This is a genomic window from Nocardioides sp. GY 10113, assembly GCF_004919105.1.
GTDB lineage: Bacteria > Actinomycetota > Actinomycetes > Propionibacteriales > Nocardioidaceae > Nocardioides.
On the sequence record NZ_STGK01000004.1, the window covers coordinates 80098 to 95085 of the forward strand.

Here is a 14988-nt window from a genome sequence, read left to right on the forward strand (position 1 = left end):
CCACAAGCCCCAAGTCGCCCCGCCACAAACCCCAAGTCGGCAGGTGTCGTCAGTCGGTGACCGCGACGGTGATCGGCACCGTGTGCACCATCCCCTCGACGCGGACCTGCACGAAGAACCGGTAGGAGCCGGCCGCGTCGAACGCGGTGTGGAAGACCAGGCGGGTGCCGTCACCGGTCTGCTCGGGCCCGCCGTAGGGGTGCACGTGCACGAAGCCGTCGCCCCCGATCCGGAAGCCGGTCAGGTGGGCGAAGGTGCCGAGATAGGTGCCCAGCGTCAGCGGACGGCCTTCGAGGTCGGTGACCAGCAGCGAGATCCGCCCGTCGGGGCCGACCTCTCCGGTGCCCTCGGGCACCACCCGGACCACCCCGTCGTCGGCGCCCGCGCTGGCGTCGGCGGCGGCCCCGCCCGCCGGGACGGCGCTCCACCGGCCCGGCACGCGTGCGTCGGATCCGAGCGCGACGGCCGCCCCGGCGCCCGCAGGCTGGAACTCGGCCAGCACCCGGTAGTCGCCGGGTTCGCCCAGGTCGACCCGCGCGGTCCAGGTCCCCGCGTCCTGGCCGTCCTGGCCGTCCTGGCCGTCCTGGCCGTCCTGGCCGTCCGTGTCGAGGGTCGGGTGCAGGTGGCGGAAGACGGCCAGGTCATCGCGGACCACGTAGAGGTGGAGCAGCTTGGTCTGCTCCTCGAGGTACTCGGTCACCGGCTCGCCGTCGGGCCCGAGGATCCGGAAGCTCACGTCGCCGGGGCCGTCGGCGCCGCCGGGCAGCCGTACGTCGACCATCCGGTAGCCGCCCGCCGAGGCGGTCGTGCCGTCGCCGATGGGCGGTACGTCGCCCTCGCCGGGCGCGTGGGTGTGCCCGGCCCCGTCCCGCGGCGGCGAGAGCACCAGCCGGCCGTCCTCGTCCGGCGGCGTCTCGCCGGAGCAGCCGGCGAGGGGGAGCGCGACGGCGGTGGCGAGTGCCGCGGCCAGCAGCGCCGGCCGCGGCGTCGTACGGCGGCTCACGGGGAGACCGTCAGGAAGACGAAGGCGGCGAAGAGCACCAGGTGCACGGCGCCGTTGAGCGGCACCGCCCGACCCGGTACGACGGTCAGCACCCCGACCACCGCGGAGAGCCCGAGCAGCACCAGCTGGACCGGCTCCAGGCCGAGGGCGAGCGGGCCGTCGAGCCAGATCGATGCGATCGCGATCGCCGGGATGGTGAGACCGATCGAGGCCATCGCCGAGCCGTAGGCGAGGTTGAGCGAGATCTGGACCCGGTCCCGCAGCGCCGCCCGCACCGCGGCCAGGGTCTCGGGCAGGAGCACCGTCATCGCGATGATCACGCCGACGACCGCGTGGGGGAGTCCGAGGCTGGAGACGCCGTCCTCGATCGCGTAGGACTCGACCTTGGCGAGACCGACCACCGAGACCAGCGCGACCAGCAGCAGCGCCACGCTGGCCCAGGTCTGCCGGTCCGTCGGGGGCGCGGCGTGCTCCTCGGCCTCCCGGTCGGCGGTGGTGGCGGTGTCGACCGGCAGGAAGAAGTCGCGGTGCCGTCCGGTCTGCGTGGCCACGAAGGCGGCGTACAGCGCCAACGAGGCGACCGCGGCGAAGACCAGCTGCGAGCCGGTGAAGACGGGGCCGGACGCGCCCGTGGTGAACGTCGGCACCACCAGCGTCAGGCCGGCCAGCGAGATCACGGTGGCCAGCGCGGAGCCGGTGCCCTCGGGGTGGAAGACGGCGTAGGTGTGCCGCAGCGCCCCGAGCAGCAGCGCGATGCCGACGATGCCGTTGACGGTGATCATCACCGCCGAGAAGACGGTGTCCCTGGCGAGCGTGGCGGTGTCGTCACCGCCCGAGACCATCAGCGTCACGATCAGCGCGACCTCGATCACGGTCACCGCGACGGCCAGCACCAGGGAGCCGAACGGCTCGCCGACGCGGTGTGCCACGACCTCCGCGTGGTGGACGCCCGCGAGCACCGCGCCGAACAGGGTGATCGCGACCAGCACGTTGCCGACGACGCCGGGGTGGGTGCCCCAGGTGAAGAGCAGCACGACCGCGGCCACCAGGGGCGTCACGACGGTCCAGCTGAACCGGCCGGCCGTGGTCGCGCTCATGCTGGTGGAGTCTACGGAGCGGCCCTCGCCGAAGCGGCACCTGGGGCGGATGCGCCTTACCCTGGAGGGTATGTCCGTCGAGTCTGTCTTCCCCCGCCTCGAGCCGCACCTGCTGACGGTCTCCAAGCCGATCCAGTACGTCGGCGGTGAGCTCAACTCGACCGTCAAGGAGTGGGACTGCGCGCCCGACGGCCCGACGGTCCGCTGGGCGCTGATGTACCCGGACGCCTACGAGGTCGGTCTGCCCAACCAGGGCGTCCAGATCCTCTACGAAGTGCTCAACGAGCGCCCCTGGATCCTCGCCGAGCGCACCTACGCGGTCTGGCCGGACATGGAGAAGGTGCTGCGCGCCGAGGGCATCGGTCAGTTCACCGTCGACGCGCACCGTCCCGTCGCTGCGTTCGACCTCTTCGGCCTGTCGTTCTCCACCGAGCTCGGCTACACCAACATGCTCAACGCCCTCGACCTCGCGGGCATCCCGATCCACGCGGCCGACCGCACCGACGACCACCCGATCGTGGTCGCCGGCGGTCACGCCGCGTTCAACCCCGAGCCGATCGCCGACTTCGTCGACGCCGCGGTCCTCGGCGACGGCGAGGAGATCGTGCTCGCGATCTCCGAGGTCGTGCGCGAGTGGAAGGCGGAGGGTCGGCCCGGGGGCCGGGTCGAGGTGCTCCGGAGGCTGGCCGCCTCGGGCGGCGTCTACGTCCCGGCGTTCTACGACGTCTCGTACGACGAGTCCGGCGCGATCGCCGCCGTCGTACCGAACCACCCGGACGCGCCCGAGCGGGTCCGCAAGCACACGCTGATGGACCTCGACGCCTGGCCGTACCCGGCCAAGCCGCTGGTGCCGCTGGCCGAGACCGTGCACGAGCGGTTCAGCGTGGAGATCTTCCGCGGCTGCACCCGCGGCTGCCGCTTCTGCCAGGCCGGCATGATCACCCGCCCGGTGCGCGAGCGCTCGATCGAGACCATCGGCAACATGGTCGAGAACGGCGTGCGCAAGTCCGGCTTCGAGGAGGTCGGCCTGCTCTCGCTCTCCAGCGCCGACCACACCGAGATCGGCGACGTGGCGAAGGGCCTCGCGGACCGGTACGAGGGATCCAACGTCTCGCTCTCGCTGCCCTCGACGCGCGTCGACGCCTTCAACATCACGCTCGCCAACGAGTTCTCCCGCAACGGACGCCGCTCCGGCCTGACCTTCGCCCCCGAGGGCGGCAGCGAGCGGATGCGCAAGGTGATCAACAAGATGGTCACCGAGGAGGACCTGATCCGCACCGTGGCCACGGCGTACTCGCACGGCTGGCGGCAGGTGAAGCTCTACTTCATGTGCGGCCTCCCGACCGAGACCGACGAGGACGTGCTGCAGATCGCCGAGCTGGCCAAGCGGGTGATCGCCAAGGGCCGCGAGGTCTCGGGCCGCAACGACATCCGCTGCACCGTGTCGATCGGCGGCTTCGTGCCCAAGCCGCACACCCCGTTCCAGTGGGCCGCGCAGCTCGACGTGGAGACCACCGACGCCCGCCTCGCGCTGTTGCGCGACACGGTCCGCGCCGACAAGAAGTTCGGTCGCGCGATCGGCTTCCGCTACCACGACGGCAAGCCCGGCATCATCGAGGGACTGCTCTCCCGGGGCGACCGCCGCGTGGGCCGGATCATCGAGGCGGTCTGGCGTGACGGCGGCCGGTTCGACGGCTGGAGCGAGCACTTCTCCTACGACCGCTGGGTCGCCTCGGCGGAGTCCGCGCTGGAGGGCACCGGCGTCGACCTCGACTGGTACACCACCCGCGAGCGCGAGTACGACGAGGTCCTCCCGTGGGACCACCTGGACTCGGGTCTCGACAAGGACTGGCTGTGGGGTGACTGGGAGGACGCCCTCGCGGTCGCCGACGGATCGGCCGACATCGAGGTCGAGGACTGCCGCTGGACGCCGTGCTACGACTGCGGCGTCTGCCCGGAGATGGGCACCGAGATCCAGGTCGGCCCGACCGGCAAGAAGCTGCTGCCGCTCAGCGTCGTCTGACCGCCGAGCCGGGCCTCACTCCCGGCTCGGCTAGGAGAGGGAGCCGGTGAGGCCCTCGCCCTGGACGTAGCAGACCAGGTGGTCGCCGGTCTCCGGGTCGTCGGGGTGCTCGGTGACCGCCTTGAGCTGCACGTCCGGGTCGGTGGTCACCTTCAGCAGGGTCCCGGGGTCGACGACCTTGGCGCAGTACGCCGCCATCGTGGACCTGATCACGTCGAGGTTCTCGTCGGTGACCTCCACGGTGCCGACGATCTCGCCCTCGTGGTCGTCGGCACAGTCCCGCTTGAGGAAGACGACGGTCTCCTCGTCCTCGGTGATGTTCACGCACTGCCCGGCCTCGGCATTGGCCGGGGTGATCACGTTCTCGTCCAACCAGCTGACGCCGGCCGCGGCGAGGATGACGACCACGATCAGGGCGACGGTGCCGATCGCGCTGAGCACGAGACCGGTGATCGCGGCCCAGCGGCCCTTGCGCTTCCCGTCCTTGGTCCGGGAGAGGCCGATGAAACCGAGGACGAGGCCGATCGGGCCGGTGCAGCAGAGCACGCCGAGCACGAACGACGTGATCGAGACGGCGTCGGTGGGCGCGTCGTCGCCGCCGGCCTGCGGGTAGGGCTGGCCGTACGGGTCGTTGGGCGGGGGCTGCTGGCCGTACGGGTGCGGCGGCGGGGGCTGCTGGCCGTACGGGTTCGGCGGCGGCGGGGGCTGCTGGCCGTACGGGTTCGGCGGCGGCGGGGGCTGCTGGCCGTACGGGTTCGGCGGCGGCGGGGGCTGCTGGCCGTACGGGTTCGGCGGCGGCGGGGGCTGCTGGCCGTACGGGTTCGGCGGCGGCGGGGGCTGCTGGCCGTACGGGTTCGGCGGCGGCGGGGGCTGCTGGCCGTACGGGTTCGGCGGCGGCGGGGGCTGCTGGCCGTACGGGTTCGGCGGCGGCGGGGGCTGCTGGCCGTACGGGTTCGGCGGCGGCGGGGGCTGCTGGCCGTACGGGTTCGGCGGCGGCGGGGGCTGCTGGCCGTACGGGTTCGGCGGCGGCGGGGGCTGCTGGCCGTACGGGTTCGTGGGCGGCTGCGGGCCGTCGGGCTGAGCATCGCCGCCCTGGCCGTAGGGATCGGATCCGGAGGGCGGCGGGTTCTCGCTCACGCGCCGAACACTACGGCCATGTCGGCGGGGTTGGGGAGGATTGATCCGTGCGCCACATCGACGACGCTGAGCGGCGGGCCCGGCTGGGGCGCCGCCACGGCCTCGCCCACCCGTTCCCCGACGTCGTGGCGGCCGCGCGCGGCCTGACCGCGCTGCACGCGACCGAGGCGGCGACCGTGCACCTCGCCCTGTGGGCTCGGGTGCCGGGTATCTCGGTCGCCGACGTCGACGCGGCCCTGTACGACGACCGCTCGATCGTCAAGCAGCTCGCCATGCGCCGCACCCTGTTCGCCTTCCCCGTCGAGGCGCTTCCGGCGGTCTGGGGGAGCGCGGCGGCGAGGGTCGCCCAGCAGCAGCGCGCCCAGCTCGCGAAGGACGTGGCCAGCGCGGGGCTGGCCGAGGACCCCGGGGCGTGGCTCGACGCGACCTGCGCCGCCGTCCTCGACGTGCTCTCCGACGGCCGGGCGCGGACCGCGGCCGAGCTGCGCGAGGAGGTGCCCGCACTCGCCGGTCGGATCACCCGTGGCACGCCGGGGAAGAAGTGGGCGGCCGAGCTGCCGATCGGCCCGAACGTCCTCACGGCCCTGGGCGCCGCCGGCCGGATCGTGCGCGGCGCCAACGCCGGTCACTGGCGGCTGAACAAGCCGACCTGGCTGGCCACCGCGGACTGGCTGGGCGAGACGCCGACGGCGCTGCCGGCGGCCGCCGGGTACGCCGAGCTGGTGAGGGGCTGGCTGCGTGGCTTCGGTCCGGGCACCGAGGACGACCTGGTGTGGTGGCTGGGGGCGACGAAGACCCTGGTCCGGGCGGCACTGGCCGAGGTCGGGGCCGTCGAGGTCGGCCTCGACGGCGGGGTGAGGGGGTGGGTGCTGCCCGACGACGTCGACCCGGTGGCGGCGCCGCGGCCGTGGGTGGCGCTGCTGCCCACGCTGGACCCGACCGTGATGGGTTGGAAGGGCCGTGACTTCTACCTCGACGCCGCCGACCGTCCGTTCCTGTTCGACTCCAACGGCAACGCCGGCAACACCGCCTGGTGCGACGGGCGGATCGTCGGGGCGTGGGTCCAGGACGACGGCGGACGGGTCCGCCTGCTGCTGAGGAGCGACCCGGGGGCGGCGGCGCGACGGGAGCTCGAGGCGGCGGCCGACCGGCTGACGAGCTGGCTCGACGGCGTGCGGATCGTCAACGTCTACGCCTCGCCCCAGATGAAGGGGGTCGCGCTTCGCTGATCCGGGCCGCCGGACGGTAATCTCGGTCGGTGCGCAAGGCAGAGGAGAACACCCGGTGAGTCGCGCCCAGCCCGAGCAGCAGGCCCCGCCGGTCCAGAAGCTCCGGATCCAGTACGCCAAGCGCGGCCGCCTGCGCTTCACCAGCCACCGCGACGTCAGCCGCGCGATCGAGCGCGCCATCGTGCGTGCCGGCATCCCGATGGCGTACTCGTCCGGCTTCCACCCGCACCCCCGGATCTCGTACGCCGGCGCGTCCCCGACCGGCGCGGCCAGCGAGGCGGAGTACGTCGAGCTCGGTCTGGCCGAGGTGCTCGACCCGGCCGCGGTCGGCCGCGAGCTGGACGGCGCGCTGCCCGAGGGGCTCGACGTGGTGGCCACCGTGGACGCCGCCACGAGTCGCCCCGGCTCCCTCTCCGACCTGCTGTCGGGCAGCCGCTGGCGGATCGAGACCGGCTCCGGCGCCGGACTGGCCGAGGCCGTCGAGGCCTTCCTGGCCAAGGACTCGGTGACGGTCGAGCGGATGACCAAGAAGGGGCTGCGCTCCTTCGACTGCCGGGCCGCCGTGGTCACCCTGACGGTGGTCGAGGACGGCGTCCTCGAGCTGCTCCTCGAGCATGCGGTGCCGGCCGTCCGGCCGGACGACGTGATGACCGGTCTGCGGGAGTCGACGGGGTGGAGCGCCGAGGCGCAGCCGCTGCTCACCCGGCTCGACCAGGGCACGCTGGACCGCGCCGCCGCGGTGCTGGCCGACCCGCTCGCGACCCGCTGAAGGACCGGAGATGCCGGCGGCTGACCGGCGCTGTGCGATACTCGCCACAGATCGACATCCAGCGCGTCTCCCCGGAGGCCCTCGCAAGAGGCTCGGCGCTCGTCGATCCGACGACGTTCTCGCCGGGTCACCCAGGTGGCCGGCACGGTGGAGGGCGGTACGTCGCCAGACCGCGACGCTGGCAGCACCCATCGGTGACAGGGATAGGTGCCCGGACGACCGCGGAAGGAGACGTGCGGCACTCCAGTGACGCTCCGCGGAGGGTGTCGTGCCACACGACAGGCTTACGTTGCACGACCCCGGTCGCGCGACGATGACACACCCGGGTGGAGACGCCCGGGTCGAGGAGCAGCGCAATGAACGACGCGCCCACCCATCCCTCCCACGCTGACGCCGACGCGGCCGCGACCCCCGCCGAGCAGGCTCCCGAGGCGGCAGCCCCGGTCGCTGCCTCGCCCGAGGGCGCCGCGGAGACGGCCGGCACCGAGACCGCCGCCCCGGCGAAGAAGCGTGCCCCGCGGAAGTCGACCGCGCGCAAGACCACCGCGAAGAAGGCCGCCGCCGGCGCCGAGGTGGCCGAGCCCGCCGCGGAGCCGGCCGAGGCCGCCGCGGAGTCGGCCGAGGCCGCCGAGTCCGCGCCGGCCAAGAAGGCGCCGGCGAAGAAGGCTCCGGCGAAGAAGGCGGCCGCCAAGAAGACCGCCGCGAAGAAGACCACCACCCGCAAGACCACCGCCAAGAAGGCCGCGGCCGCCGAGCCGACGGCCGAGGCCGTGGTCGAGGCCGTGGTCGAGGCGCCGGTCGAGGCGCCGGTCGAGGCGCCGGTCGAGGCCCCCGCTGGCGCCGCCGCTGAGGCGGCGACGCCCGCCTCGGGTGACGAGCCCAGCGCCACCGTGCCGCTCTTCCAGGCGCCCGAGGCGCCGCGCACCCGCAAGCGCGCCCCGCGCAAGAAGGCGGCGCCGGCCCCGCAGGCGACCGAGGAGTCGGCCGAGCAGGAGCAGGTCGACGAGGAGTCGGCAGAGGCGCTGGCCGCCGCTGCGACCGCCGCCGAGGAGACGCCCGCCGAGGAGACCCCGGCCGAGCAGTCCGCTGAGGACGAGGACGGCGAGCAGAGCGCCGAGCAGCCCAGCGAGGACGAGGCGGCCGGTGAGGACGCCGGCGACGAGAGCGCCGAGTCCGACGACGACGCCTCCGAGGAGTCGGGTGCGCCGCGCCGCCGCCGGCGCCGCGGTGGACGCCGCCGTCGCAAGTCCGGCAACGGCGGCGCGTCCGCGGACGCCGACGCCGAGCCCAACGGCGACGCCCCGGCCGAGGGTGCGGACGAGGACAAGGCCGGCGGGCAGACCGTCGAGGATGCCGAGGGCTCCGACGCCGCCGAGGACGAGGGCGAGAAGTCCGAGTCGTCCACGTCGTCCCGCCGTCGCCGCCGTCGTCGCCGTGAGGGCGAGGGCTCCTCGGGCACCGGCGACGACCCGCAGAACACCGTGACCAGGGTCCGCAAGGCCCGCAGCCCGGAGGACGAGATCACCGCCGTCTCCGGGTCGACCCGCCTGGAGGCGAAGAAGCAGCGCCGCCGCGAGGGCCGCGAGGCCGGCCGCCGGCGCGCGCCCATCATCAGCGAGGCCGAGTTCCTGGCCCGCCGCGAGGCCGTCGAGCGGGTGATGGTGGTCCGCCAGCGCAACGACGTCACCCAGATCGGTGTCCTCGAGGACAAGGTCCTCGTCGAGCACTACGTGGCGCGGGAGTCCCAGACCTCGCTGATCGGCAACGTCTACCTCGGTCGCGTGCAGAACGTGCTGCCCTCGATGGAGGCGGCGTTCATCGACATCGGCAAGGGGCGCAACGCGGTCCTCTACGCCGGTGAGGTGAACTGGTCCGCGCTCGGCCACAAGGACGGCCAGCCTCGCAAGATCGAGTCCGTGCTGTCCTCGGGCCAGACCGTCCTGGTCCAGGTCACCAAGGACCCGATCGGGCACAAGGGCGCCCGGCTCACCAGCCAGATCAGCCTCGCCGGCCGGTTCCTGGTCTACGTGCCGGACGGCACCACCTCCGGCATCTCCCGCAAGCTGCCCGACACCGAGCGGGCGCGCCTCAAGTCGGTCCTCAAGGAGATCGTCCCCGAGTCCGCCGGCGTGATCGTGCGCACGGCCGCCGAGGGCGCCGCCGAGGACGAGCTGACCAGCGACGTCGAGCGGCTGAAGGCGCGCTGGGAGGACATCGAGGCGAAGGCCGCCAAGGGCAACGCGCCCCAGCTGCTGTACGGCGAGCCCGACCTGACCCTCAAGGTCGTCCGAGACCTCTTCACCGAGGACTTCGCCAAGCTGGTGGTCCAGGGCGACGAGGCCTGGGAGACGGTCAGCGACTACGTCCAGCACGTCGCCCCCGACCTCGCCGAGCGGCTGGAGCACCACCGCCCGGAGGAGAGCGGCGACGCGTTCGCGACGTACCGGATCGACGAGCAGATCTCCAAGGGCCTGGACCGCAAGGTGTGGCTGCCCTCGGGTGGCTCGCTGATCATCGACCGCACCGAGGCGATGACGGTCGTCGACGTCAACACCGGCAAGTTCACCGGCTCCGGCGGCAACCTGGAGGAGACGGTCACCAAGAACAACCTGGAGGCCGCCGAGGAGATCGTCCGCCAGCTCCGGCTGCGCGACATCGGCGGCATCATCGTCGTCGACTTCATCGACATGGTGCTCGAGTCCAACCGGGACCTGGTGCTGCGCCGTCTGGTCGAGTGCCTCGGCCGCGACCGGACCCGCCACCAGGTCGCCGAAGTCACCTCGCTCGGCCTGGTGCAGATGACCCGCAAGCGGATCGGCACCGGCCTGCTCGAGGCGTTCAGCGAGTCCTGCTCGCACTGCCAGGGCCGCGGGCTGGTCGTGCACGACCTGCCGGTCGAGCCGAAGCGCGGCGGCGGTGGCGGCGGTGCCGAGGGCGACGGCGAGTCCCGTCGGGGTCGCCGGCGTCGCGGCAAGGGCCAGGGCGAAGGCGGCGAGCAGGGCGGCCAGAAGGGCGGCTCCGCCCGTGGCGATCAGGCGGGCGACGAGGCGGCCAGCAGCGGCAACGGCGGCTCGGTGCCCTCGCCGAAGACTGTGGCGGCCATGGCGATGTCCCACCCGCCGGTGGCGGGGGACGCGGACGAGCAGGCGGACGAGCAGGCGGACGTGACGGTGGACCTGCCCGCGGCCGAGGATGCCCCGGTCGAGCAGCCCGTGGTCGCGGAGACCCCGGTCGAGGAGCCTGCCGCAGAAGAGGCGACGGCCGCGGAGACGCCGGTCGAGGCACCGGTCGAGGCACCGGTCGCCGAGGAGGCGCCGGTCGAGACGCCGGTGGTCGACGAGACGCCTGCCGAGACGCCTGCCGAGACGCCTGCCGAGACGCCTGCCGCCGAGGAGGCGCCGGCCGAGCAGCCGGAGCCGGTCCGCGCCACCGTGGTGACCCGTACCCGGCGACGCTCGGCCACCCGCCCCGCCGGCCCGCCGGCCCACGTCGAGCCCGAGGTGCCGGCCGAGCTGCCGGTGGCCGCGGCGACGCTGGCCGCCGGCGACTCCGGGGACGGAGCGGCGGCGCCGGAGTACGTGATCGAGCACGTCCCGGTCAAGAAGCGCGGATCGCGCAAGCGGTGATCGTCCGGGGGTCTCGGCATTTTGCCCTGACCCCCGGCCGTCCGTACTATTGATCGTCGGTGCGCCCCCCGTTTGGCGCTCCGGCTCTGCGCGGCGATGCCGCTGGCACCCGTTGCGAACGCAGGCTTTCGTGATGTGCGTGCTGCGGACATTGGCAGCAGAGTTCAACCCAAGAGTTTGTTCCAGTCAGGACCCGAAGGAGACCGCGGTGTACGCGATCGTGCGCGCTGGCGCCAAGCAGGAGAAGGTCGCCGTCGGCGACGTCATCGAGATCGACAAGGTCTCCGCGCCCGTCGGCGACACGCTGACCCTCCCGGTGCTCATGACGGTCGACGGTGACAACATCACCACGACCGGCCTGGACAAGGCTGCCGTGACCGTCGAGGTCCTCGCCGCCACCAAGGGCCCGAAGATCGTCATCCAGAAGTACAAGAACAAGACCGGCTACAAGAAGCGCCAGGGTCACCGCCAGAAGTACACCCAGGTCAAGGTCACCGACATCAAGCTCTGAGCATCCGCTCGCTGACGATCCAGAAGGACTGAAGAGATGGCACACAAGAAGGGCGCGGCGTCCACCAAGAACGGCCGCGACTCCAACGCTCAGCGCCTCGGCGTGAAGCGGTTCGGCGGCCAGCTGGTGAACGCGGGCGAGATCATCGTCCGCCAGCGTGGCACCCACTTCCACCCGGGCTCCGGCGTGGGCCGCGGCGGCGACGACACCCTGTTCGCCCTGATCGCCGGCAACGTCGAGTTCGGCAAGAAGCGCGGCCGCAAGGTCGTCAACATCGTTCCGTCGGAGTGACCTGACGCTCCGCGTTCGACTTCCGTGGCAAGGGCGTCCCGTTCGGGGCGCCCTTGCCGCATTTGGTGGCTCCGAGGCTCGTCGCGAGCGCTCCTCGCTCCTCGACCACCGGATGGCGGTGGTTGAGGTGCGAGCGAAGCGAGCCTCGAACCCACACACCCTCCACAGACTGAGAGACTGATCCCATGGCCGTCCCCACGTTCGTCGACCGGGTCACCCTGCACGTCGCGGCTGGACGCGGCGGCAACGGTGTCGCCTCCGTGCACCGCGAGAAGTTCAAGCCCCTCGGGGGCCCCGACGGCGGCAACGGCGGTCCGGGTGGCTCCGTCATCCTGCGGGTGGACCCCGACGTCACCACGCTGCTGGACTACCACCACAGCCCGAAGCGGCGCGCCGAGCACGGCGGCCACGGCGCCGGCGGCCGGCGCAACGGCGGCCACGGCGCGGACCTGGTGCTGCCGGTGCCCGACGGCACCGTCGTCGCCCGGCCCGACGGCGAGGTGATCGCCGACCTGGTCGGCGCCGGCACCGAGCTGGTGATCGCCGAGGGCGGCGCGGGCGGCCTGGGCAACGCCGCGCTGGCCTCGAAGAGCCGCAAGGCCCCGGGCTTCGCGCTCCTCGGTGAGCCCGGCGACGAGCTGGAGATCGTGCTGGAGCTCAAGGTCGTCGCCGACGTCGGCCTGGTCGGCTTCCCCAGCGCGGGCAAGTCCAGCCTGATCGCCTCCATCTCCCGCGCTCGGCCCAAGATCGCCGACTACCCGTTCACCACGCTGGTCCCGAACCTCGGTGTGGTCACCGCCGGCGACCTGACGTTCACCGTCGCCGACGTGCCCGGCCTGATCGAGGGCGCCGCGGAGGGCCGCGGTCTCGGCCACGACTTCCTGCGCCACATCGAGCGCTGCGCGGCGCTGGTGCACGTGCTCGACACGGCGACGCTGGAGCCCGGCCGGAACCCGGTCGACGACCTCGACGTGATCGAGGGCGAGCTGGCCCGGTACGGCGGGCTGGAGGACCGGCCGCGCCTGGTGGCGCTCAACAAGGTCGACGTCCCCGACGGTCGCGGCATCGCCGAGATGGTCGTCGAGGAGCTGCGCGAGCGCGGCTACCGGGTCTTCGAGATCTCCGCCGTCAGCGGTGAGGGCACCCGCGAGCTGATCTTCGCGATGGCCGAGATCGTCCAGGCCGCCCGCGCCGAGAAGGCCGCGGAGGTCCAGCAGCGGATCGTGCTGCGCCCCGCGTCGGTCACCGGCGACGAGTTCACCGTCACCCGGACCGGCGCCGGCTGGCGCGTCCGCGGTCGCAAGCCCGAGCGCTGGGTCCGCCAGACCGACTTCAGCAACGACGAGGCCGTCGGCTACCTCGCCGACCGGCTGAACCGGCTGGGCGTCGAGGACCGACTGGTCAAGGCCGGCGCCGTCGAGGGCGACGCCGTCCTGATCGGGCACCCGGACGACGCGGTCGTCTTCGACTTCAAGCCCGGCGTGGACGCCGGCGCGGAGAACCTGGCGCGCCGCGGCGAGGACCACCGGTTCACCGAGGAGCGGCCGGCCGCCTCGCGCCGCCGCGAGATCCAGGACCAGATGGACGACCGGGCCGAGGGTGAGACCCGGGCCGACGTCGCTCGGCGTCTCGACCGCCCCGACGAGTACGGCCCCACGTCGTACGAGATCGGGTCGGCCGAGGACCCGGACCTGCCGGACGGGGCCACCGACGAGGAGGCGTGGCTCGAGGAGGACCCCGGTGACCGCTGAGGCGGGGGAGGACGGAGCGGTCGACCTCCGATCCGTGGTGCTCGACGCACGCAGGATCGTGGTCAAGGTCGGCTCGTCGTCGCTGACCACCGCGGCCGGTGGGATCGACCCCGACCGCGTGCGGGCGCTGGTCGATGCCCTGGCCGCCGTGCGCGCCCGTGGCTCCGAGGTGGTGCTGGTCTCCTCCGGCGCGATCGCCGCGGGCCTGGCCCCGCTCGGCCTGCGCCGCCGGCCCTCGGGGCTGGCCGCGCAGCAGGCGGCAGCGTCGGTCGGCCAGGGGCTCCTGGTGCACCGCTACACCGAGGAGCTGGCGCGGCACGGGCTGATCGCCGGCCAGGTGCTGCTCACCCTCGACGACGTCACCCGGCGCGCGCACTACCGCAACGCGCACCAGACCTTCACCAAGCTGCTCGAGCTGGGCGTGCTGCCGATCGTCAACGAGAACGACACGGTGGCGACCAGCGAGATCCGGTTCGGCGACAACGACCGCCTGGCGGCGCTGGTCGCCCACCTGGTCCACGCCGACCTGCTGGTGCTGCTCTCCGACGTCGACGGCCTGTACGACGGTCCGCCGACGCGCGCGGGCTCCCGGCTCATCCCCGAGGTCGCCTCCGACGTCGACCTGGACGGGGTCACGGTCGGCGCACCGGGGGAGGCCGGGGTCGGCACGGGCGGCATGGCCACCAAGGTGGAGGCCGCGGCGATCGCGACCGGCGCCGGCATCCCCGTGGTGCTGACCTCGGCGGCCAACGCGACGTCCGCGCTCTCCGGTGCGACCACCGGCACCCTGTTCCACGCCACGGGCCGGCGACGCCCGACCCGGCTGCTGTGGCTGCGCCACGCCACCGACGGCAAGGGCTCGCTGGTCCTCGACGCCGGCGCGGTGCGCGCGGTGGTGGAGCGCCGGGCCTCGCTGCTGGCCGCCGGGGTCACCGACGTGGTCGGCGACTTCACCGCCGGCGACCCGATCGACCTGGTCGGGCCCGACGGCGTGGTCGTGGCGCGCGGGCTGGTCAACTTCGACGCCGGCGAGCTGCCGACCCTGCTCGGCCGGTCGACGACGGAGCTGAAGGCGGCGCTCGGCGCGGGCTACGAGCGCGAGGTCGTGCACCGCGACGACCTCGTCCTGCTCTGACTGGACGGCGCGAGCGCGTCGCTCCTTCGTCGCGCCGCGCTGCCGCGCTCGCGGTCGAGGCCCGCTCGGTGCCAGGTGGTCTGGCGGCCCGCGGCGGCTGCACGCGGAGAAGCTTCGCTCGCGGCCTCCGGTCGCTCCTTCGTCGCTCCCTGCGGGCCGCTTGCTCGCGTTCCCCGCGGTAGCAGCCGTGAGCTCGGTGCTCGCCGGGCCGAGCGCGTCTCCGCTTCGCTCCGCCGCGCTGCCGCGCTCGCGGTCGAGGCCCGCTCGGTGCCAGGTGGTCCGGCGGCCTGCGGCGGCTGCACGCGGAGAAGCTTCGCTCGCGGCCTCCGGTCGCTCCTTCGTCGCTCCCGGCGGACCGCTTGCTCGCGTTCCCCGCGGTAGCAGCCGTGAGCTCGGTGCCAGGTGGTCTGGCGGCC

11 protein-coding genes are annotated in these 14988 nt (G+C 73.5%); 8 read left to right on the top strand and 3 right to left on the bottom strand.

All coding sequences use genetic code 11. From position 1 onward, the window contains the following. Positions 1-49: 49 nt before the first annotated feature. Together E8D34_RS06505 and E8D34_RS06510 are read right to left on the bottom strand one after the other, a co-directional pair. On the bottom strand, positions 50-1003 hold the full coding sequence (locus tag E8D34_RS06505; protein ID WP_136593805.1) for a hypothetical protein: 954 nt from the start codon (positions 1001-1003) through the stop codon (positions 50-52). Next, positions 1000-2100 carry an ionic transporter y4hA gene (locus tag E8D34_RS06510; protein WP_136593806.1) on the bottom strand — a complete coding sequence of 367 codons (1101 nt, stop codon included), beginning with the start codon at positions 2098-2100 and terminating at the stop codon, positions 1000-1002. The genes E8D34_RS06505 and E8D34_RS06510 overlap by 4 nt, the downstream gene beginning before the upstream one ends. Before the next feature lie 70 nt (positions 2101-2170). On the opposite strand from E8D34_RS06510, the gene E8D34_RS06515 reads away from it, so the two are divergent. Further along, complete coding sequence (locus E8D34_RS06515; RefSeq protein ID WP_136593807.1) at positions 2171-4123, top strand: TIGR03960 family B12-binding radical SAM protein; 1953 nt, start codon at positions 2171-2173, stop codon at positions 4121-4123. A gap of 30 nt (positions 4124-4153) precedes the next feature. Here the strand turns inward: E8D34_RS06515 and E8D34_RS21035 are convergent, their stop codons facing one another. Further along, positions 4154-5260, bottom strand: a complete 1107-nt coding sequence (locus E8D34_RS21035; protein ID WP_136593808.1) for a DUF4190 domain-containing protein — start codon at positions 5258-5260, stop codon at positions 4154-4156. A gap of 47 nt (positions 5261-5307) precedes the next feature. On the opposite strand from E8D34_RS21035, the gene E8D34_RS06525 reads away from it, so the two are divergent. The 7 genes from E8D34_RS06525 (at position 5308) to proB (ending at position 14572) form a co-directional block, all read left to right on the top strand. Next, positions 5308-6489 carry a winged helix DNA-binding domain-containing protein gene (locus E8D34_RS06525; protein ID WP_136593809.1) on the top strand — a complete coding sequence of 394 codons (1182 nt, stop codon included), beginning with the start codon at positions 5308-5310 and terminating at the stop codon, positions 6487-6489. 55 nt (positions 6490-6544) lie between these two features. Next, complete coding sequence (locus E8D34_RS06530) at positions 6545-7258, top strand: TIGR03936 family radical SAM-associated protein (RefSeq protein ID WP_206056585.1); 714 nt, start codon at positions 6545-6547, stop codon at positions 7256-7258. A 356-nt stretch (positions 7259-7614) separates the two neighbouring features. After that, positions 7615-10884, top strand: a complete 3270-nt coding sequence (locus tag E8D34_RS06535; protein WP_136593810.1) for an Rne/Rng family ribonuclease — start codon at positions 7615-7617, stop codon at positions 10882-10884. A 208-nt stretch (positions 10885-11092) separates the two neighbouring features. Then, a complete protein-coding gene (gene rplU, locus E8D34_RS06540) occupies positions 11093-11395 on the top strand; it encodes a 50S ribosomal protein L21 (protein ID WP_136593811.1) in 303 nt (100 codons plus the stop codon). Between the two features lie 36 nt (positions 11396-11431). Further along, entirely contained in the window at positions 11432-11686 is a 255-nt protein-coding gene (rpmA, locus tag E8D34_RS06545) for a 50S ribosomal protein L27 (RefSeq protein WP_136593812.1), read from the top strand. Positions 11687-11871: 185 nt separating this feature from the next. Next, positions 11872-13437, top strand: a complete 1566-nt coding sequence (obgE, locus tag E8D34_RS06550) for a GTPase ObgE (RefSeq protein ID WP_136593813.1) — start codon at positions 11872-11874, stop codon at positions 13435-13437. Further along, entirely contained in the window at positions 13427-14572 is a 1146-nt protein-coding gene (gene proB, locus E8D34_RS06555) for a glutamate 5-kinase (RefSeq protein WP_136593814.1), read from the top strand. The genes obgE and proB overlap by 11 nt, the downstream gene beginning before the upstream one ends. Positions 14573-14988: the final 416 nt, after the last annotated feature.